At 70.2% G+C, this 18,947-nt stretch carries 27 protein-coding genes; 15 read left to right on the top strand and 12 right to left on the bottom strand.

Annotated features, from left to right (window positions below):
* The first annotated feature begins 29 nt into the window (after nt 1-29).
* A complete protein-coding gene (gene murF / locus ACFRU2_RS31245; RefSeq protein ID WP_382978457.1) occupies nt 30-1,430 on the top strand; it encodes a UDP-N-acetylmuramoyl-tripeptide--D-alanyl-D-alanine ligase in 1,401 nt (466 codons plus the stop codon).
* Here the strand turns inward: murF and murC are convergent.
* The 6 genes from murC to ACFRU2_RS31215 all read right to left on the bottom strand — a co-directional run bounded on the left by murC (nt 1,427) and on the right by ACFRU2_RS31215 (nt 4,600).
* Nucleotides 1,427-2,773 carry a UDP-N-acetylmuramate--L-alanine ligase gene (murC, locus tag ACFRU2_RS31240; RefSeq protein ID WP_382978826.1) on the bottom strand — a complete coding sequence of 449 codons (1,347 nt, stop codon included), beginning with the start codon at nt 2,771-2,773 and terminating at the stop codon, nt 1,427-1,429. The two genes, murF and murC, sit on opposite strands and share 4 nt — an antisense overlap.
* 148 nt (nt 2,774-2,921) lie before the next feature.
* Nucleotides 2,922-3,122, bottom strand: coding sequence for a hypothetical protein (locus ACFRU2_RS31235; protein ID WP_382978455.1), 201 nt, complete (start codon nt 3,120-3,122; stop codon nt 2,922-2,924).
* A 41-nt stretch (nt 3,123-3,163) separates the two neighbouring features.
* Nucleotides 3,164-3,442 (bottom strand): hypothetical protein, encoded by a 279-nt coding sequence (locus tag ACFRU2_RS31230; protein ID WP_382978452.1) that lies wholly within the window; start codon nt 3,440-3,442, stop codon nt 3,164-3,166.
* A 64-nt stretch (nt 3,443-3,506) separates the two neighbouring features.
* Nucleotides 3,507-3,713, bottom strand: coding sequence for a hypothetical protein (locus ACFRU2_RS31225; RefSeq protein ID WP_382978449.1), 207 nt, complete (start codon nt 3,711-3,713; stop codon nt 3,507-3,509).
* Nucleotides 3,714-3,893: 180 nt separating this feature from the next.
* Entirely contained in the window at nt 3,894-4,112 is a 219-nt protein-coding gene (locus tag ACFRU2_RS31220) for a hypothetical protein (RefSeq protein WP_382978448.1), read from the bottom strand.
* Between the two features lie 2 nt (nt 4,113-4,114).
* A complete protein-coding gene (locus ACFRU2_RS31215) occupies nt 4,115-4,600 on the bottom strand; it encodes a hypothetical protein (protein ID WP_382978445.1) in 486 nt (161 codons plus the stop codon).
* A 172-nt stretch (nt 4,601-4,772) separates the two neighbouring features.
* On the opposite strand from ACFRU2_RS31215, the gene ACFRU2_RS31210 reads away from it, so the two are divergent.
* The 6 genes from ACFRU2_RS31210 (at nt 4,773) to ACFRU2_RS31185 (ending at nt 9,472) form a co-directional block, all read left to right on the top strand.
* The gene (locus ACFRU2_RS31210) at nt 4,773-5,798 is read left to right on the top strand and encodes a helix-turn-helix transcriptional regulator (RefSeq protein WP_327258101.1); all 1,026 of its coding nucleotides are present in this window, start codon (nt 4,773-4,775) and stop codon (nt 5,796-5,798) included.
* 4 nt (nt 5,799-5,802) lie between these two features.
* Entirely contained in the window at nt 5,803-6,009 is a 207-nt protein-coding gene (locus ACFRU2_RS31205; protein ID WP_327258102.1) for a DUF397 domain-containing protein, read from the top strand.
* A 555-nt stretch (nt 6,010-6,564) separates the two neighbouring features.
* The gene (locus tag ACFRU2_RS31200; RefSeq protein WP_382978443.1) at nt 6,565-7,125 is read left to right on the top strand and encodes a hypothetical protein; all 561 of its coding nucleotides are present in this window, start codon (nt 6,565-6,567) and stop codon (nt 7,123-7,125) included.
* A 225-nt stretch (nt 7,126-7,350) separates the two neighbouring features.
* On the top strand, nt 7,351-8,295 hold the full coding sequence (gene hemC / locus ACFRU2_RS31195) for a hydroxymethylbilane synthase (protein WP_382978440.1): 945 nt from the start codon (nt 7,351-7,353) through the stop codon (nt 8,293-8,295).
* Nucleotides 8,296-8,424: 129 nt separating this feature from the next.
* Nucleotides 8,425-8,763 carry a hypothetical protein gene (locus tag ACFRU2_RS31190; protein ID WP_382978437.1) on the top strand — a complete coding sequence of 113 codons (339 nt, stop codon included), beginning with the start codon at nt 8,425-8,427 and terminating at the stop codon, nt 8,761-8,763.
* Between the two features lie 379 nt (nt 8,764-9,142).
* Entirely contained in the window at nt 9,143-9,472 is a 330-nt protein-coding gene (locus ACFRU2_RS31185; protein WP_382978435.1) for a hypothetical protein, read from the top strand.
* Here the strand turns inward: ACFRU2_RS31185 and ACFRU2_RS31180 are convergent.
* Nucleotides 9,454-9,798, bottom strand: coding sequence for a DUF6087 family protein (locus ACFRU2_RS31180; protein WP_382978432.1), 345 nt, complete (start codon nt 9,796-9,798; stop codon nt 9,454-9,456). The two genes, ACFRU2_RS31185 and ACFRU2_RS31180, sit on opposite strands and share 19 nt — an antisense overlap.
* A gap of 118 nt (nt 9,799-9,916) precedes the next feature.
* On the opposite strand from ACFRU2_RS31180, the gene ACFRU2_RS31175 reads away from it, so the two are divergent.
* Nucleotides 9,917-11,239, top strand: a complete 1,323-nt coding sequence (locus ACFRU2_RS31175; protein WP_382978431.1) for a NucA/NucB deoxyribonuclease domain-containing protein — start codon at nt 9,917-9,919, stop codon at nt 11,237-11,239.
* Between the two features lie 56 nt (nt 11,240-11,295).
* Here ACFRU2_RS31175 and ACFRU2_RS31170 read toward each other — a convergent pair whose 3' ends face one another.
* Both ACFRU2_RS31170 and ACFRU2_RS31165 read right to left on the bottom strand, forming a co-directional pair.
* Nucleotides 11,296-11,742: a hypothetical protein gene (locus ACFRU2_RS31170; RefSeq protein WP_382978428.1), complete on the bottom strand. Its 447-nt coding sequence runs from the start codon at nt 11,740-11,742 to the stop codon at nt 11,296-11,298.
* Between the two features lie 109 nt (nt 11,743-11,851).
* On the bottom strand, nt 11,852-12,349 hold the full coding sequence (locus ACFRU2_RS31165; protein WP_382978426.1) for a hypothetical protein: 498 nt from the start codon (nt 12,347-12,349) through the stop codon (nt 11,852-11,854).
* A 400-nt stretch (nt 12,350-12,749) separates the two neighbouring features.
* Here ACFRU2_RS31165 and ACFRU2_RS31160 point away from each other — a divergent pair, with 400 nt between their 5' ends.
* Nucleotides 12,750-13,190 (top strand): hypothetical protein, encoded by a 441-nt coding sequence (locus tag ACFRU2_RS31160; RefSeq protein WP_382978424.1) that lies wholly within the window; start codon nt 12,750-12,752, stop codon nt 13,188-13,190.
* Entirely contained in the window at nt 13,187-13,390 is a 204-nt protein-coding gene (locus tag ACFRU2_RS31155; RefSeq protein ID WP_382978421.1) for a hypothetical protein, read from the top strand. Before ACFRU2_RS31160 ends, ACFRU2_RS31155 begins: the two co-directional genes overlap by 4 nt.
* A gap of 247 nt (nt 13,391-13,637) precedes the next feature.
* On the opposite strand, the gene ACFRU2_RS31150 is transcribed toward ACFRU2_RS31155, so the two are convergent.
* Complete coding sequence (locus ACFRU2_RS31150; RefSeq protein ID WP_382978418.1) at nt 13,638-13,952, bottom strand: hypothetical protein; 315 nt, start codon at nt 13,950-13,952, stop codon at nt 13,638-13,640.
* Between the two features lie 279 nt (nt 13,953-14,231).
* Between ACFRU2_RS31150 and ACFRU2_RS31145 the strand changes: the two genes are divergently transcribed.
* The 3 genes from ACFRU2_RS31145 to ACFRU2_RS31135 all read left to right on the top strand — a co-directional run bounded on the left by ACFRU2_RS31145 (nt 14,232) and on the right by ACFRU2_RS31135 (nt 16,318).
* Nucleotides 14,232-15,242, top strand: coding sequence for a hypothetical protein (locus tag ACFRU2_RS31145; RefSeq protein WP_382978416.1), 1,011 nt, complete (start codon nt 14,232-14,234; stop codon nt 15,240-15,242).
* A 9-nt stretch (nt 15,243-15,251) separates the two neighbouring features.
* Nucleotides 15,252-15,920 (top strand): hypothetical protein, encoded by a 669-nt coding sequence (locus tag ACFRU2_RS31140; protein WP_382978413.1) that lies wholly within the window; start codon nt 15,252-15,254, stop codon nt 15,918-15,920.
* Between the two features lie 143 nt (nt 15,921-16,063).
* The gene (locus ACFRU2_RS31135; RefSeq protein ID WP_382978411.1) at nt 16,064-16,318 is read left to right on the top strand and encodes a hypothetical protein; all 255 of its coding nucleotides are present in this window, start codon (nt 16,064-16,066) and stop codon (nt 16,316-16,318) included.
* Nucleotides 16,319-16,514: 196 nt separating this feature from the next.
* On the opposite strand, the gene ACFRU2_RS31130 is transcribed toward ACFRU2_RS31135, so the two are convergent.
* Complete coding sequence (locus ACFRU2_RS31130; protein WP_382978408.1) at nt 16,515-16,856, bottom strand: hypothetical protein; 342 nt, start codon at nt 16,854-16,856, stop codon at nt 16,515-16,517.
* Nucleotides 16,857-16,937: 81 nt separating this feature from the next.
* On the opposite strand from ACFRU2_RS31130, the gene ACFRU2_RS31125 reads away from it, so the two are divergent.
* Entirely contained in the window at nt 16,938-17,240 is a 303-nt protein-coding gene (locus tag ACFRU2_RS31125) for a hypothetical protein (protein ID WP_382978405.1), read from the top strand.
* 9 nt (nt 17,241-17,249) lie between these two features.
* On the opposite strand, the gene ACFRU2_RS31120 is transcribed toward ACFRU2_RS31125, so the two are convergent.
* Nucleotides 17,250-17,675 carry a hypothetical protein gene (locus tag ACFRU2_RS31120; RefSeq protein ID WP_382978402.1) on the bottom strand — a complete coding sequence of 142 codons (426 nt, stop codon included), beginning with the start codon at nt 17,673-17,675 and terminating at the stop codon, nt 17,250-17,252.
* Nucleotides 17,676-17,892: 217 nt separating this feature from the next.
* Between ACFRU2_RS31120 and ACFRU2_RS31115 the strand changes: the two genes are divergently transcribed.
* Nucleotides 17,893-18,774: a hypothetical protein gene (locus ACFRU2_RS31115; protein ID WP_382978399.1), complete on the top strand. Its 882-nt coding sequence runs from the start codon at nt 17,893-17,895 to the stop codon at nt 18,772-18,774.
* Nucleotides 18,775-18,947: the final 173 nt, after the last annotated feature.

Below are 18,947 nucleotides of genomic sequence, written 5' to 3'. Positions count from 1 at the left end.
GAGCCTCTGTACCGAGGGAGTCCTGCACGATGTTGTCCTTCTCGCTGGAAGAGATCGCCGCCGTCACCGGAGGCCGCCTTACCGACGTGCCCGACCCGGCCGCGTCGATGACGCAGGGCATCGTCACCGACTCCCGGGAGGTCGTACCGGGCTGCGTGTTCGTCGCGCTCGTCGGCGAGCGTGTGGACGGCCACGACTTCGCGGCCCGCACCGTCAAGGGCGGGGCGGTCGCCGTGCTGGCCTCCCGCCCCGTCGGAGTGCCGGCCATCGTCGTGGACGACACCCTTGCCGCGCTGGCTGCCATCGGCCGCCACGCCCTGGCCCAGCTCACCGATCCGGTCGTGGTGGGGCTGACGGGATCGGCGGGCAAGACCTCCACGAAGGACCTCCTCGCCCAGGTCATCCCCGGGCTCGGCCCGACCTGCGTCACCGACCGCAGCTTCAACGGCGAGATCGGCATGCCCATCACGATCCTGCGTGCCAACCCGGATACCCGGTACCTGGTCCTGGAGATGGGCGCCCGGGGAGCCGGGCACATCGAGAACCTGACGACGATCGCCCGCCCGCAGGTCGGCCTGGTCCTCAACATCGGCAGCGCCCACGTCGGGGAGTTCGGCGGCAAGGCGGCCATCGCGGAGGCCAAGTCCGAACTGGTCGCGGCCCTCCCGGCCGACGGTCTCGCCGTCCTGAACGCCGACGACCCGCTCGTGGCCAAGATGGCCGAGCGCACGAAGGCACGGGTTCGGACGTTCGGCATGGGCGAGCACGCGGACGTGTGGGCCGACGAGGTCACCCTGGACCAGGCCGGACGCCCCTCGTTCCGCCTTCACCTGCGAGGCATCGCCAACGCCCGCGTCGAGATGGGCCTGCACGGCGAGCACCACGTCGCCAACGCGCTCGCGGCTGCCGCTGTCGCCACCGGCCTGGGCATGCCGCTCGCGGACGTCGCCGAGGCGCTGTCCGGGGCACGGAACCTGACGACCGGCCGCATGGAGGTCTTGGACCGGCCGGACGGGATGCGGGTGGTCAACGACGCGTTCAACGCGAACCCGGACTCGATGCGCGTCGCGCTGAAGGCGCTGGCCGCAATGGCCGGCGACCGACGCACCGTCGCGATCCTCGGGGAGATGAAGGAACTGGGCCCGGAGGCCGAGGCCGGACACCGGGAGGTCGGCAAGCTGGCCGCCGACTCCGGTGTCGGCCTGCTGGTTGCGGTCGGTGGCGAGCACGCGCACGCGCTCGCCACCGCCGCGCGGGAACAGAACCCGCTCCTGGACGTGATCCGGGCCATCGACCGCGACGCCGTGCCAGCCGCCGTGGCAGGTGTCCTGACGGCCCGGGACATCGTCCTGGTCAAGGGCTCCCACAGCACCGGCCTGGAGGCCACCGCACTCCTCCTCGCGAACGACACCGTGGGAGACCACGACTAGCTCCGGACGGCGCTGACCGTGTGGGCGAGGAGCGCCTCGCCCACCTCGGCCACGGCCCCGGTGCCCATCGTCAGCACGAGGTCACCGGGGCGCACCAGCTCCCCGCAGACCTCGCCGGCCGCGGTGATGTCCGGCACGGCGTGCACGGGGGTTCCGTGCTCGGCGACGGCCGCCGCAACCTTCTCGGTGCCGACCTGTCCGATCGGGGAGTCCAGCAGGGAGTGCACGGGCAGGAGCACGACCTCGTCGGCCTCCGCGAGCGCCCGGCCGATGCTCTCGCCCAGGGCGGCTGTGCGGGTCCAGCCGGAGGGCTCGAAGACGACCACGACCCGGCCGCCGTCGGCGAGCTGGCGCGCGGCGCCGATGTCGGCGGTGACGGCGGTGGGGTGGTGGGCGAAGGAGTCCATGACCGTGACCCCGTCCGCATCGCCGACCGGCGTCATCCGGCGGGCGACCCCCGCGAAGGTGGCCAACCCGGCGATCAGGGTGCCCGGGTCGATGCCCAGGACGAGACCGGTGGTGTACGCGGCGACAGCGTTCATGGCCGCCGCGTCGCCGGGTACGGCGATGCCGAGGGTGGTCTCTACGCCGTCGGGGCCGCGCAGGGTGATCAGAGAGCCGGTGCCGTCCGGCCGGATGCCGGTGACGCGCACGTCGGCGTTGGCCGAGCGCCCGTAGGCGACGGCGAGGGTCTGGCCGTCGACCAGCTCGGCGACGTGCCGGGCGCCCTCGTCGTCGACCGAGAAGACCAGGGCGTTCGCGTTGCGGGCGAACTCGGCGTAGACGCTGATGGCGTCGTCGCGGTCGACGTACGTCTCGGGGTGGTCGTCGTCCACGGTGAGGATGACGGCGACCTCGGGCCGGTAGGCGGTGAGGGACCGGTCGCTCTCGTCGCCCTCGGCGACGAAGATGTCTCCCGGTCCGGTGCCCGCGTTCGCGCCGGTCGCGATCATGTCGCCGCCGCCGGACCAGCCGGACAGGTGCACGCCGACGGCAGAGGCGAGCATTGCCGTGGTGGTGGACTTGCCGTGCGTGCCTGCCACGATGACGGAGTCCTTGACCTCGGCAACGAGGTGGGCCAAGAGCTGGGAACGGTGCACGACCGGGAGGCCGGCGCGGCTGGCGGCGGCAACCTCCGGGTTGTCGGTGCCGAGAGCACTGGACCAGATGACCAGGCTCGGGCTACCGGGGAGCGCCCCGGTGTGGCCGATGCTGATCGTGGCACCGGCCGCCTGGAGGCGGTCGGTGACGGTGGTGGAGCGCACGTCCGAGCCGGTGACCGTCGAGCCCCGCTGAGCCAGGAGCAGAGCGAGGGAGGACATCCCGGCCCCTCCGATACCCACGAAGTGGGGGCGGGAGGTGTCGAGGGGACCCTCGGGGACGGTCGGGATCGGAACGTGCTTGGTTTCGACCACAGCTACTCCCTTGAAGCGGATGGAAGCGGTATGGGCCCGCCCCCGCGGATACGGGGCCGGGGTGGTGCGGCCCTGGTCAGCTGTAGATGGACGGGCCGGTGCGGCGGCGGTGCGCACGGACGGCGGCGATGGCGAAGGCGAGGGCCATCACCGACGGGCCGGGCGCGGGCAGTTCGCCGTGCAGGAGCGGGGCGACGGCGAACGGGGTCGCGGTGGCCGCGCTGACGGTCAGGAGGAAGGTGTCGTTGCGGAACTCGCGCCAGTGGTCGCGGAGCATGGGTGGCTCTCTTCTTTCTCGGGTGTCGCAGGACACTGCGGCTAGCGCGGTGTCCTGCGACACGGTCTGCCGGGTAGTGGCTCCGAGGCCGGGCCAGGCAGGCCCCCCGACCCCGGAGCGGTCTGTGGGCCCCACGATCCGGTGGGCTTCTTCGCCCACCACCGCTCGGCGACGCTCAGCAGGTGCTCGGCGTACTGGGCGTGGAAGGTCAGGCGGGCGGCCGGGACGGAGCAGTTCCTCTTGAGGAGGTTGCGGGCTCCCTCGAGGGTGTCGGCGGCTATGCCGCACCGCGGAGCGTTCGGCAGGGCGGCGAGCTGCACGGTGGTGTGGTGCGGCTCAAGCCGGCGACCGAGTCGCCCGACAGCCCCGGTGGGGAGGGGGCGGTCAGACCGGGTGGCCGGAGTCTGGCGGCGGGACTTCCGACCACCCGGGGTCGTCGGCCGCCAGGTCCGGAGCGGACACGGCGGGCAGCGCGTATGCCGAGGGCTCTACCTCCGAGAGGGCGAGGTAGCCGAGCAGGCCGTATGCGGTGGCTTGGCAGGCAATCAGCCCGAGGGTGAAGGCCTGCTCTGCCCGGTCTGCTAACGACATGTCCTCGAACTCCTCGGGTAGGGCGGTCCCGTCGCGTCTTTCGGCTCCGACCATTCGACGGGGGTGTCTGGTGGGGCGGCGAGGCCGCCTGCGGTCCGTGCTGTACGACATGCACCGGTCGTGGGGTTGGAGGGGCCCGCCCCTTCGGGTGTGTGGGGGTTCCCGAAGGAGCGGGGAGGGTCACACTGTGGGGACACCTGACGAGGGCTGCGTCGTACGGATCAGGCCAGCCGTGTCTCCGGACACGGGAACGGGTACCCGGCTCTGGACCGCCTCGGCGAAGCTGATGCCGGGGTGGCCGTCGTCGTCGTACCCGAGCGAGCGCGGGTCGGGCTCGGTGAACGGTCCCGGGCCGAGGGGGCGGGCCGGGTACGGGTTCCAGGAGGGCTGAATGGACACCGTCAGCGCACCCGCTCGGCGGCCTGCCCGGGGAGGGTAGCCCGGTGGGCCTGGGCGTAGCGGTGCACGTGGTCGGCGAGCTTGGCGTGTATCAACAGCCTGGCCGCGGGGCTGGGGCACTCCTTCCGGACCAGGACCTGGGACGCGTGCCGCAGGGTTTCGTCGGCGATGTCCCGCCGCCTGCTGCACGGCAGCGAGGCAACGTACTTCTCCGCATCTCGCAGGTCCTGGCTGATGTGGCTCCGCAGCCGCTCCACCACGGGTCCGGTGGTGGGGCCGCGGGGCGACCAGCGAGCCAGGCCCTGCGCGGTCTCGATGTCCGCGCTCAGCGCCGGCAGGTAGGTCGTGCCCTGCACACCACTGGCGGGGTCCATGGGGACGAGGCCGCGCGGGGGGACGAGGCCGAGGTCCTGGTTCGGATGCGGACTGACCGCGTGCGCTCTGCTGGTGCTCTCGGGGGTCCTTACGTGCTCGGTCAGGCTCGCCACAGTGGTGCTCCGTCCACGGGGAGGGGGTGATTGCCGCCCGACGTCCCGGGCTGCCGACTGCCGAGGAAGGGTTCCTCCGAGCTGCCGGGCGGCTCACATACACCGTGCTCCTGCTTCGAGTTGAATTCAATCTGAACGCGACAGCCGTTGCACCCCAACGGCGGATTGGTATATGACGGACGCGAACCGACTTCAACTGGAGGCGCACCGGCAGGGTTTGGAATCGAACCGGGGGATCCCGGAGGTGAACCGGGGGTGTGCGGAGCCGAGCCCGGGTATCTCGGAGACGAACCGGCATGACCGCGAGACGAACCGATCGGAAGGGGAAGAGATGGCGGCGAACGTCGGAGCGACGTTCCTCCGGATCATGCTGGGCGCGGAACTCACCCGCCTGAGGGAACGAGCCGGGTTGACGGGCGCGCAGGCGGCGAAGGCGGCCGGGTGTGCAGCATCTACCATCACGAACATCGAGAGCGGGACGAGCGGCTTCCGGCGCATAGAGCAGCTCTCCGCCCTCTTGGGCGAGTACGAGCTCAGCCGGGACGAGCACGCGATGTTGATGGACTGGCACAAGCAGGCCAAGGCCGATGACTGGTGGACCGCCAGCGTTGCCGTCCTGCCTTCAGGCATGAACCTCTACCTTGCCCTGGAATCAGGAGCCGTTGGGGCGAAGTGGTGGGTCCCCGGGGTCGTCAACGGCTTGTGCCAGACCCCGGAGTACGCTCACGCGCTGATCTTGGCGGCGAAGGAGGCCAACGACACCACGAACGAGTTCGTGGAGCACGCGGTCGACGTCCGCCTGAAGAGGCAGAAGCGCATCACCGAGGAGGGGATGAAACTCCACTGCGTCATGGAAGAGGCAGGGCTGACGAACACGGTCGGTAGCAGCGAAATCATGCGCGCCCAGCTGCGAGCCATCGCTGATCTGACCGATTTGCCAAATGTGACGATTCAGATCATCCCGAAGAGGGCCCCCACCTATCGTGCGACGAGCGGTGGCTTCGGGATCTTCAGCTTCGACCCCGAGCAGCGCCTCGAACCAGCCGTTGCCAGTGCCACCGTGGATGGCAGCACGCGGGTCTCCTCCACACCGAGGTCGATCAAGCAGTTCGAGCGGCGGTTCGAAGCTTTGTCCCGGGGGGCGCTGCCCCCCTACGAAACTCCCGCGTTCCTGAAACAACTTTCACGAGAGGTATGACCACATGAGCACCACCCGCAACACCCGTACCGACGGCTGGTTCAAGTCCTCCTACAGCGGTGACCCCAACGGGGAATGCCTGGAGGCCAACTACCAGACCGCCGTGCCGGTCGTGGTCCGCGACTCCAAGCAGAACGGCGCGGTGACCCAGCCGATCCTGTCGTTCTCTGTCGACGCCTGGTCCGCGTTCACCGGCCACGTTGGCTCGTAGCGCGCTGAGGTCTACCGCACGAGATCAGGAGGAGCCGGGCAGCCGGCCCCAGCCTTCGCGTGGTCGGCGTTCGCCGGCCACGTTGCTCAGTAGTGCTGGGCATGGAGTGCGTAAGCCCCCCACCCCGTCGGAACCGGGGTGGGGGGCTTCGCATAGTGCCGTCTGATGGCGCACGTCGTACGCCATCGGACGCGTAGTGCGACACCCTCAAGAGGGGGCGTCGCGCATCGGCGGGAGCAAGCTCACGCTGTGCCCGCACCGGCGTCATCAGCTACTTACCCGCGTTGACCAGACCGCGGAACCCTTCGGCCGCCTTCACTTGCCGCGTGCCGAGGAACTTGTTCCGGACGGAACGGTCTACGGAAGGCGAAGGGCCCTCCCAGTCGTCGTCCCCGACACTGGAGGGCGGACTACGACGAGCACTCCCCGAGCTCACGCAGCCGGCCAGTCCCGACTCGGCCCGGAGCCAGTACAGTCTGCGACACCCCGTGTTCCAGAGGTTCCAACGTGTTCCTCTGCTGTTCGACTGCCGCCAGAGCACCGGAAGAGACTCCCGTGTCTGACCAGCACTCCCCCTCCTCAGCCTCCCCCGACGAACACATCCCCGCCCCCTGTGAAGGCGGCCCGCGGGGCGAGCCCGAGGAGCGGCCGGGTGACGCCGGCGTGAAGCGCACTGCGCAGGAAGCCTTCGACCGGCTCGTAGAAGAGGTCGCCCGCGATGGGCTGGCCGCCGCTGAGGACAACATCTACGTCGATCTGCACTGGTACGGACTCGACCCCGAGGAACAGGCCTCGCTGCTCAGCCTGCTCTCCTCCGTGTGCTCGGGGCTCTCAGCGATCCCCAACGCCGAAGCCCACCGACACTTTCCCAAGGCCGCCTCCCTCTGCGCGCGGCTTATGAACGCCGCCGCCGACCTGAAACTGCACAAGCGGGCGACGGGAACACAAGCGGGGATCGACCCGGCCGGTGAGGACGCCGCCGAGATCATGGCCGTGATGCGCGAGGTCTGGGCGGCCGATCCACAGTCCCAGAAGGAGACCGTGGTCGTCCTGATGGCGATGATGGGCGCGGCCTGGCAGACGGCCGCCGAGGTCGAGGCGATCTTTCACAAGTAGCCCGCGCCTGGTGTCGTGGGGCGCAGGCCGGTAGTCATGTCGCCCCACGCAGCCAAACTCCGCTCGTAGGGCCGCCGCGGCCTGCGCCTCAGAACGCGGCCGCCGTCACCGTGTCCCCGGACACTGCCCGGCTCGGACCCCCTGCCGGTGGGGCCCGTCCTGTTTCCGTGCTCGCCGACAACGTGACGGCAACTGGGCTGCTCTGGCGGGCATATGGTGCGCGGCATGACTCTCGAACGCATCACGATCGCGTCCCGTCCGTCCACGATGGCTCTCTTCCAGGCCGGGCAGGTCCGTGACCGGCTCGCGCACTGGTACCCGGACACCGACGTCACGATCCTGCCCGTGTCCACCGAGGGCGACCGCTGGGCCGGCCGCCTCGTCGACCTCGGCGGCAAGGGGGCCTTCGTCAAAGGCGTCGAGCAGGCTCTCCTCGACGGCCGCGCCGACCTCGCCGTCCACTGCCTCAAGGACATGCCCGGCGACACCGAGCCCACCGACGGGCTGACCGTCGTCGGCTACCCGTCCCGCGACGCCGTCAACGACGTCATGGTCACCGCCGGCGGGACCCGCATGCACCAGCTGCTCCCCGGCGCCCGGGTCGGTACCTCCGGGCCGCGCAGGGTCGCGCAGCTCGCCACCTACAACCCCGCCCTCGTCGCCGTCCCGGTACGCGGCAACGTCGACTCACGCCTGCGGCTCCTCGCGGAACGGGAGATCGACGCCCTGATCGTGGCCCGCTGCGGCCTGGTACGCCTCCGCAGCGCGGACCCCCGGATCGGCGAGGGCATGGTGCTGGAGACGATCTCAACGGTGCGGATGCTCCCCGCCGTCGGGGCCGGGCTCCTCGCCCTGCAGACCCGTACCGGCGACGAGGCCACCATCGCGGCCGTGAGGCGGCTGTGCGACGTGCACGCGGAGGCCGAGGCCGTCGCCGAGCGCACCATGCTCCGCGCGCTGGCCGGGCACTGCCTCGCCCCGATCGCCGGGCACGCCGACGTAGTCGTCCAGGGCAAGGAGCTGCGCCTGACCGGCGCCGTGTTCAGCCCGGACGGCAAGACCCGCTTGGAGTCCACCCTCCAGGGCCCCTCACCCGAGGCCGTGGGCCACGGGGTGGCCGCCGATCTCCTCGCCCAGGGCGCCCGCCGCGTCCTGGACGACGCCCGCTGACCCGCGGCCCGTGTCGCACGACATGAGGCCGGCGCGGGTGTCGGGCGACACCCTTCCCGGCCACACCCACCGGGGTTTGGCCGGAACCACGAGGGTGCGCGCCCGCTCCGGGCCCGTACCGTCACCTGCGTGACAATCCGATCCATCACCCATGCCCCGGCGCACTCGCTGCCGGAGATCCCCGGGTGGATGGCCGACTGCAGGGTGTGCCGGATACGAGTCGTGGTCTGGCGGAAGCTGTTCTGGGCCGTCCGAACGGAGACCGGGGTCCGGCAGCGGAACAAGAGCGCCGAAGTCCTCGCCGAGCACATCGCGGTGAGCCATCCCGAACAGGTCCCCGCCTACGATCTCGACTGCGGGAACTGCATCACCTACGGAACGCAGGTCAGCGCGTTCACTCCGGTCCTCCTGGACCGCGCGCACCGCGCCGAGCACCTCTTCAAGACCCCCGCCGATGCCCGTAGCTGACCCAGGGCAACCGGCCTGGCATATTCAAGAATTGGGCGGACAGCCCCTCACGGGGCGCTACTGTCTCGCCTGTACCGATTGAGCGTCACCCACCTGCGGAAAGGGGGGTAATCCGTCATGCGCGCATTCATCGCCGCCGCCGTCCTGTCCAACGACCCGGACGCGGCCGAAGAGATCGACGCCGAGGCCACCGACGAAGGGGAGGCCGCCGAGGACGACGTCGCGTAACGGGTCGGCACCAGCCGCGCCCGCAGTCTGCACAGTTCGTACGGCACGGCCCCGGCACCCCTTCCTCGGACAGCAGAGGGTTCCGGGGCCGCACTGTGTCCGGCGACAGCTCGCCGGCCCGCATGTCCCACGACACCCACGGAGCACCGTCATGCCCCTGATGACCGCCACCGACCTCGACTCCGAGCCCAAGGCCACCCACAAGCAGATCGACGCCTACCTCCACGCCCACCGCTTACAGATCATGCGCCGTCACATGAAGGGCGAGGAAATCCGCAGGATCGCCGAGCGCTACAAGGTGTCCGTGGTCGTGATGACCCGCCGCATCGAGAAGTGGACCGACGACCACGACCTCGTCAACGAGGCCCTGGCCCCCGTCTCCTGGGCCCGGCCTCGCCAGGCCGCATTCCTCGAGCCCGTGGCCACGTCACCCTCCTGGGGCTACAGCGGCGACGACATCGGCTACTGGGAACACCAGTGACGGTGCCGCCGAACCCTAGCCCTCCTCGCCGGGCCGCGGCTTGCGGTGCCGCCCCCGCCCGCGCACCGGAACCGGCCCACCCTCGGAGGGCGGCCCGTCCTGCTTCGGCGGCGGGTACAGGATCTGCTGCGCCTGGGCGTAGTTGGCCGCGTGTACGGCAGCCACGAGTACCCGTCCCACCGCTCGATCACCCGAGGCTTGTCCGGCTCCACGTGCGCGGCACGGGCCGGACCCGGCGCCATCGGCACCGCCCGCAGCCTGCCCACCCGGCCCTGCTGACGGGCCAGGAAGCGCTGCGCCCACTTGTCGAGAGGTTCCTCTTCCATGACCGCGGAGTGTCCCACGAGACGAGTGCCGGTCGGTTGCCGACGGACACCCAGCTCGGCAACCGACGTTCGCGAACATCTCCCGAACGGCCGAACACGTGCACTACGCTCCCGGCTCATGAAGCGAACCAGCGCCTTATTGGGCGCTCTCAGCGCTGCCCTCCTCCTCACCGCGACGCTCCCGGCCACCACGGCGACAGCCGCAAAGCCCCCGGTGAAGGCGGTGTTCGGCGGCATCACCAGCGCCGGCAACCCGGTGCTCCCCATCGGCTCCCGCCTCCCGGCCAGCCTCACCGCGCCCCGCGCGGCCGCCCCGCCGACGTTGACGAAGGCGGCCGAAGAAGCCGCCAAGACCGAGATATCCCGGCCACTGACTCCGCAGCCCACCGCCGGGCCGCAGGCCTCCTTCGCCGGGCCAGTCCCGCACTCGACGCCGTTCGTCACGGTCAAGTGGTGCCGGGAGAACACCGACACCAGCGGCAGCGGTGCGATGGCCATGGACCGCTTCAACTGGTGCGCGGGCCGCGACAGCGTCATCTACTACATCGACACGGAAGGCCAGGTCCAGGGCAACACCACGTTCCGGATGACCACCGCCGGACGCGGCGACAAGGGCTCCCGCAAGACGTTCTTCACCACCGAGTTCACCAACTTCAAGGACTCCGGCGTCGTCCTCCCCGCCGCCCTGGTCCGCCTGGAGCTGTCGTACAGCACCTCCGGCTACTCCGACACCGACGGCTCCAACCCGGCCTGCGGCGTCGTCGGCAACAGCCCCACCACCGTCGCCGCCTGGCGCTCCGGCAGCACCGCCGTCTTCGAGATCAACTCGAACAAGGCGGACGGGTACACCCCGGACAAGATCAGCCGGTGCACCGTCGCCCAGCAGGCACGCTCGGACCTCAACCTCGGCTGGGTGACGCTCCACACCACGAACGTCCGCGCCGACTCCGCGGCCTACCTCGGCACCAACGGAGCCACGATCTTCTCCGACAAGTACGCGGCCCTGTGGGACTACACCCGCTCGGACCCGGCCGTGAACGAGGTCGCGCAGCACATCTACGACGCCCAGACCAACCCGGGCAGTACCTTCCCGACCAAGGCGGGCAAGTCCATTCCCGGGAAGATCGGCTCCGGCCGTCCGCTGCACTACGCCGCCGACGTCGTCTGGGACCTGGAGAGCTACCAGCGGCGCAAGGACAACACGACCGCGAAGAACACCGCGTGCAAGGCACTGTCTCCGTCCGGGACTCCAGCGGGCAAGGAGTGCGACGAGTACCCGTTCGCGAGCACGATGGAGGGCGCAGGCGCCGGCGACGGGAACTTCTCGGTCCGCTACGTGACCTCGTCGGACAACAACACCGCCGGTACGTGGCTGCGTACCTGGTACGTGGACGAGCGGGTCATCAACCGGGAGGGCTTCTACCCCATCATCGGCGGATAGCTGCCCTGCGACCTGGGCCCGGGCCCCGTACACCACGGTATACGGGGCCCGGCGCGCTACCGCAGCGGCCACACCCGGACGTCGAACTGCTCCACCCCGCCGTCCTCGGGAACTGGCCGCCGCCACACCCGCACCCGTACCTCCTTCCGGCCCTCCGGGAGCACCAGGACGCCCTCGTTGCGGCCTTCGGTCGAGGTGCACCGGATCTCGCGCTGCGGCGCCACAAGCTCAACATCGGCCACCAGGAGACCCGCCCCGTCCGGCGGGGACTGCGACCAGTACGACACGGCCGCCGCGATGGGACCGGGCCCGATCCGGACCCGGACACCCAGCGCAGTCGGACTCACCGCCAACTGCTCGTCCTCGCTCAGCTTCACCGTGTGGATTCCCTCGTCGTCCCCCAGCACCCAGAGCCAGCCCCACTGCCCGTGGAACGGTCCGGCGAGCGCCTGCTGCTCCGGCAAGCCGGTTGCGTAGATCCCTGCGAAGTCCAGTGCGTCCATCGCCGGAGTCTAGGACGCGCCCACCCACAGCAGGTGCTCAACAGCCCTAGCACCGGTCACCGTGCTCACCTCCACCTGCCCCAGCGCGTCCGGGGCCCGTGGCGCCGCTCTAGTCCTCCCAGCGCAGGCCCTGGTTGAGGTCCCCCACCCGCCATGTCCGCACGACGTACTTCTCCAGACCACTCTCGCGGCCCGAGTGCTGCAACTGCCAGCGCTCCTCCAGCGGGAACAAGCACTGGCGTTCCACACGGACCCGGTAGCGGCCCGGCGCCCCCAGGGCGATCGGCCCATGATTCATGTGCCCCTGGAACAGCTCCTCCACCGTGACCACCCCGTACCGGGACAGGATCTCCACCTCGCCGACCGGCGGCACCTTCCCCGGGCCCGGCTCCCCGTCCCAGACCTCGAAGTCCAGCTCGACTTCGTGGTACCCGATCAAACTCATCACACGGACAGCCCGCTCCCCGACCCCAAGACCGGCGTCCTGCCCCAGCGGAGGGTTGCAGTGCTCGTCGCTGCCCTCGTCAAAATCCACGATGACGAACTGGGAGTGGTCCACCTGCACCACCCGCTCGATCCGCCACAGGAGCCTGCTCATGTCGTCCATGGCCCCACCCTTCCAGCCCGACGGCTGGCGCAGGTGGCAAACAGCACCTGCGCCAGCCGCGGCGCTGTACCTCACTTCAAGGCGCCGCCGCGAACCTGCTTTACCCCGTCTCCCAGCGGGCGGTCGACGACGGCGAGACTCACCGGCGGGAATCCGTCGCGCAGTTGCTCCCAGCCCCGGCCGCCGAAGTCCCACAGCAGGGACTTGCCCCGGCGCGGCCACAGAGCCGGGTCGGTGAGCGCGATTCCCGCGTACGCGTGACCGGGCCTTCATTCCGGGTGGCCGGTTCTCTCCTCGGAGCCTTGCCTACCGGCGGGGCCGCCACCACACTCCGCGCATGGACGCGAACCCGAGGACACCGATACCCGCGCGAAGCAGACGGCTCCGCCGTGGTTTGACCGTGACGGGAGTACTCCTCGCGGTGCTCGTCTCCACCGGCGCGGAGGAGGCCGGGTGCGCACCGCCTGCCGAAGGCGGCGCCGTCAACGGGGACAAGGGGCAGGCCTGCCGCTACATCATGCACTTCCCCTACGTGGAGCGCGGGAAGATCGTGGGCCAGGTCGACGTGACCTGCTACGAGGCGGTCCTCAGGCAGAGCCTGACCGTAATCGTCGAGCGGAAGCAGGCAGACGGCTGGGTCGAGGTGGACCGCGATGCCTTCGACAAGGCGCCCGCGAAGGGGGTCACCAAACAGTCCAAGCTGGCTGTCCCGTGCACCCCCGGGGCGTACCGTACGAGGTACCACGCCACCGTGGAGGCGCTGAAGGAACCCGACGGCATGGCGGACAAGGGCGGCGGCTACTCGCCCACGGCTGTCATCAGCAAGGAGCAGTGCGCATGAGCATGAGCGAGGGGCGCCCGGCCAAGACGTACCCGGAGCCCGCCGGAGAGCTGTGGCTCGGCCGGTACAGCAACGGCCCGCTGCCTCTGCGACGCCGCATTCTCGGCTGGTACTGGGCTGGCGGCGGCCGCCACCTCCACAATGCCCGGATCACGCTGCGGGACGCCCTGAGGAGCGTCCGCGCGCTCAAGACACACTGACCTGATGATCACGGGCGGGCCCGCACCCTAGTGCCACTAGGGTGCGGGCCCGCCCGTCTTCCCGCAGCAGGTACTCGAGAGCACCCGGCGGCGCCGGAGCCGGGACCACCGCGGTGGCCGACGAGATGAGGTCCGCCACCCGAACGACGGCCGGGCGGGATATCGGCCCCGTTCCCGCTGGATCGAGGTGCCTGGTGCCGCACCAGGGGGCGACCAGCGCGCCGGCCAGGTGCTGACCGGCCCTTGCCTACGCGTCGTCGAGCTTCGCCGCGTACACCCGCTGCGCCCGGCTGATCAGGTCCAGCTGCGCACCGGTGAGGACGTGCGCGGCCTGTTCGCCGATGCCCTGGCGCACCATCTCCCGGTACAGGCGGGCCGCCGACACCGCCAGCGACTCCAGCTCTGCCCGGGTGAGCTCCCCCTCGGCGCCCGCGGCCGGCTCCGGCGCGGATTCCGCGCTCATGACGCCGTTGGTGAACGTCAGACCGGTGATGTCCCCGCCCGTTTGGATGAGGGTTCCCGCGAAGGTGCCCCCGGTGACGCTGTTGACCACACTGCCCATTCCAAGCTCCTTCGCCTGCACGGTTGTCGTGATCCGATCATCAGCGATCCATCCCCGACGCGTACAGGCGATCAGCGAAACGGGACTGGCCATCGCCCCGGCGGCGTTCGGCATCTCGCCGGCCCAGAGCCTCTCCGCCCTTCCTGACCGAAGTGCGGCGGCGCCCGCTGACGACGCAACAAATTCGATGGCATGTTCTAAAGAGGGCGACGTGCGGGGGCCCGGCCGGTATAGCCTCGGGACACCCCCAACACCCTGCATTTCGCGAAGGGTTCCCCTGTGCCCTCACCTCCACCTCCACCGACGCCGAAGCCTGCGACGATCACGGCGATCATCCCGCCCGGCGGCCAGAAACCTCCGCCTCCACCGCGTCAGCCGCCCGGAGGAGGACTTCCACCGCCTGCGTGGCCGCCGCCCCCGCCACCCTCGGGCCCGGTCGTCCACGTCCCCATCGCGGTCCCCACCCCGATACCCATCCCGATCATCGTCACCGTCCCGGCCGCCGCCACCGAACCCGACCCGGAACCGGAAGAGGCGGGATCATGGCGCGACTGGCAGCGCCTGGCCTACTTCGCGGCCGCCGCCGGAGCCGGATACGCCTTCAACCTCGTCCAGTGGGCCGGCGAGTTCCTCACCCACCAGGGCGAGAAGTACGGCCAGGAGTCGGCCGTCTATCAGGGGCTGGGCGTGGCCACTGCCGCACTCCTCGCCGGAGCCCTGCTGCGCTCCTTGTTCATCCGGAGCAACGGACCCCTCGCCCGGATTCTCGCCTGGGCCACCCGCATCCCCTTCGTCTCTGCCCTCCTTGCTCTCGGCCTCTACGGCCCCGGGCCCGAACCAGGAAGTCCTCCCGTGTACTTCGCCGCTGCCGACCCGGGCCCGTGGCTCGGGGACATCGGATACCCCGGCGCCGCACTCGCCGTGACCGTCCTCATGATCGCCTTCCTCAAGAAGAACCCGAAGAAGAAGATCGGGCAGGCCGCCGCCGCCCTCATGTCGTTCGTCGCCGCGTCCCTCTACCAGGCTGCGGGTGGTCCGTGGCAGGCCCCGGCCGACTCGTTGATGCGGCTGATCGACAACCTGAGGGAGTCCAACCCGGTGTTCGCCGGCGTCGGCTACGCCGCCCTGTGCATCGCGGTCACCCTCGTGATCGTCCTCTTCAACCTCACCGCCCGCCGCAGCGCGTTCGCCGGATTCCTCGCCGCCCCCCTCTACAACGCGGCCGGCGCCGGGTACGCGATGGTCGCCCAGTTCGTCGCCACCGGACTCGCCGCCCTCATCCACCTGTAGGAGCCCGACGTGAACATCAGCAAGGAAGTGGAGTTCGCCGGGTCCTACCTGCGGGCCCTGTGGGACGGCTCCACCATCATGGCCTCCTGGCTCTGGAAGATCACCTTCACCGGAGACTGGAAGCTGCGCCTCCTTATCGCCGCGTGGGGCGCCTGGACCCTCTACGTGAAGTGGGACGACATACCCGAGGACGCCTCGTACCGGTCCATGCTCGTTGCCGCGGCTCTCGCCCTGTGGATGATCATCGCCCTCGTCGTCGCCCACCGGAACCTGGCCGAACCCGAAACCGCCGACAACCGGGAAGACGACGAGAACCCGGGGGAGGGAACCGTCCCCGAAGACTCCGGTCCCGATCCAGACGCAGAAGAAGAGGCGGAACCCGAGCCTCAGACCCACCTGATGGACCGCGAAAGCTTCGTCCTCCTCGCTCGCTCGCTGATCGCCCCGGGGACCGTCGGAGTCCATCTCGCGACCCTGGACAAGGCCCTGGGGGAGAAGGGGAGGGCCCGCAAACACGCCGACTTCTACGGCATCACCGTGCGCCGCCAGGTTTCGGTGAAGGGGGACAACCTCACCGGGATCAGGGCCTCGGACCTCCCCTCTCCCGAGGTCGCCAGAGCCGTCGACCTCACCCCCACCGAGCCCCGCATCACCAACATCCAAAACGACTTCTCCTGACCCATTCCAAGGCCCCCTCTCCCCCCTTCCGCACCCCGCCCCACCTCATCCCCAAGACCCCAGAAAACCGCAGCTCACACCCCACTCTTGCCACTCTGCTAGCCAGAATTCTGGCCTCCCGCTCTGGCCTCGAGGAGACCCCCGTGTACTACCGATACCGGCCATGGTGCTCCGCCTGCCGGATCTACGTCACCACCAGCCGAATGCCCCGAGGCAAGGCGATCGCCGCCCGAGACCAGCACCGCGCCGACGTCCACGGCGGCGGAGCTGGACACCGCGATGTCCTCATCCGGTCCAAGCCCAACGCCGGGGCCGACCTTGTCCACATCGCCTGGATCGGTGCAGCCCTCGGCGTGCTCTCCGCGTGGCCGTGGCTGCGCCACTTCCTCGGCCTGTAGCCCGCAGAGGTACCGGAGAGCGCCCCGCCTGTGCTCTGCGCGAGCTCGCCTGGGTGGGACCCGTACAGCCGGCCGGTCGGGCTCTCCGACGACTGCAGGTCCAGAAGACGCCCATGCCGTCCTGGACGCGGAGGCGCCCCCGGTACCGAGGCAGGGCGCGGATCCCTGACGGAGGTTGGCCTTCTGCCCGGAGCGGTCAGGCGTCGGCCAGGGCCCAGGCGCAGTGGCCCGGGTGCTGGTCGTAGAGCCAGCAGTGGTCGTTATCGGGGTTGTCCGGATGGTTCCGGGGGGCTTCGCAGTGGTCGAGGACCGAGATCTCATACTCCGTGGTCCAGCCCTTCCAGCGGATCCAGGAGTGCAGGCCTTCGGCGAAGGGCATCACGTCGGTCCCGCACAGCGGCTCGGCGTGGTGCTCCTCTTCGTAGAGCTCGTGCCCGTCCTCAAGCTCGCACCTGTGCCAGCCTGGCTCGACGGGGGCACTGTCGGGGAGGAATATCCGGCCGGTGCAGCGAGGCTGGCCCGGGGTCGATTCGTTCACGAACACCAGCCTTGGCACACCGCCTGCGCCCATGTCAACACCGCGCCCGGAAAAGCGGGGTGAGGCGCTAGCGTCGTTTCCATGTTGATCTGGTCATTCATCCTCGCGGGCGTCGGACTGACCGGGCTGTGGCTCCAGGGCTCGGGCCGCTGGTACGGGTGGGCGTTCACCATCGTCGGCCAGTCCGCGTGGATCGCCTACTCCCTGCTCTTCGGGCAGTGGGGCTTCCTCCTGGGCACCGCCGGCTACCTGTTCGTCGCCACCCGAAACCTGCGCCGCTGGCTGCGCATCCACCGCGCCGGCCGGAGCACCCCCGGAACGGCCACCGATCCGGCGTGCGCCTGCCCGTGCACCTGCATCGCCCAGGCTGCCGCAGCGGCGTAGACGCCCGCTCTACGGAGCTGGGGCGAAGACGGCGTTGTCCGGAAGCCTGCCGCGGAACGCATCCGGGATGCTGCCCATGAGCCACAGCCGCTCGGTGGAGTGCACGGTGGCCGGGTCGTCCAGCAAGGCGTAGTGGTGGACCTCCAACCCGACGTGCCCGATCTCCGGCGGAAACCCCTGCTCCTTCGACCACGACAGGTAGTGGCGGCCGTCGATCCGCAGCGCGCGGCGCCCGTCCGGGTCCTGGTCCCCGAGAAACCGGTAGCCCACGCATGTCAGCCAGGCGTCGCAGGAGGAACACACCCGGTACGCCGCGCACCGCGCGCCGACTCCCCGGATCTGCCGGTCGGTCCCCTTGCCCGGGCACAGCTTGCAGTCGAACACCTTGTACCGCTTTGGCTCCCGTACGGGCCGCCGCCTTAACCAATGCTCCATGCGTCCGCCTCCCCTGATGTGCCGGTCGGCTCACGAAGGTACCGGCCCGCGGCGGTTGGCGTACGGCACCCGCCGCGGGCCGGCCGCCGGGCCGAGGAGCACAGAGGGCCCCGTACGCTCTGTCGGCCAGCGCGGCCGCGCCTATAACGTGCACACGTTATAGGGCCAGGATCTCGGTCTGCTGTGACCAGTAATAACGTGCACACGTTAGTGAATCATGACCGACACCGCCGAGCACGGCTCCCGCCTCGTCGCTGCGTTCGAGAGCGCCTGGGACGCGATCCGATCCCGCCACCCCGACGTACCCGAAGTCCTGGTTGTCGCTGGGCGCGCGCTGGACAACAAGGACCACCACTGGGGTCACTTCGCCCACCATCCGGCAGGCGTCTGGAGCATCGGGCGCTCAGGAGACGCTGTACGCCCGGAGCTGTACGTCTCCGGGGAGGCGGTGTCCGAGGGCGGCCGGGCGGTGATGCGGGTGCTGCTGCATGAGGCTGCCCACGGCCTGGCTTGGGTTCGTGGACTGAAGGACACCTCCAACGAGTGCCGCTACCACAACCGGACCTTCGTGGCCCTGGCCGCCGAGCTCGGCCTTCTGTCCCCTTCCTTCCCCGATCTGGTCATCGGCTTCTCCGACTCCACCGTCCCTGACACCACGGCGGCCGAGTACGCCGACGTCATCGCCGCCCTGGACGACCCCACCCTCGCCTACGCCGACCACCACCGCACCAGGCGCGTCATCGCCGCCGAACGCAACCGGAAGGTTCAGGCCCGCCAGAACCTCGAAGTACGCCAGCGCGACAAGCGCATCAAGCTCGAAGAGGAGGAGTTCGCCAAGGAGATGCGCCGCCTGGACCGTCTCATCTCGAGCCTCGACGTCGAGTGGGAGAGCGCCGAAGAGGAGGGCCCGCAGACGCGGGCCGGCAAGCGGGTCACCGCCATGTGCTCCTGCACTCCGGTGCGCCGTCTCCAGCTCACCCCCCGCTCGCTGACGGACGGCCCGATCCTGTGCGGCCTGTGCATGAAGCCCTTTAGGGCCTTCGGCCCGCTGCCCGCGCCGCGTACCCCAGGCCGTCAGCCGACCCATACCCGGCTCTGACGGAGCTGAAGGACACCTCCGCCGGCCACGTGTCGTACGGCACCAGCTGCGGGCGGCCGCACCGCCCAGGTGGGCCAGAACCAGCCGGACGACATACCCCGCGCCCCCGGAACCCCCGGGGGCGCACTCATTGGGAGGGAACCCCTGTGGAGATCAACGACAACGAGCACATC

Source organism: Streptomyces sp. NPDC056883 (assembly GCF_042788835.1).
GTDB classification, from domain to species: Bacteria; Actinomycetota; Actinomycetes; order Streptomycetales; family Streptomycetaceae; genus Streptomyces; species Streptomyces stoeckheimensis.
This window is presented reverse-complemented; position numbering and strand designations above follow the sequence as displayed.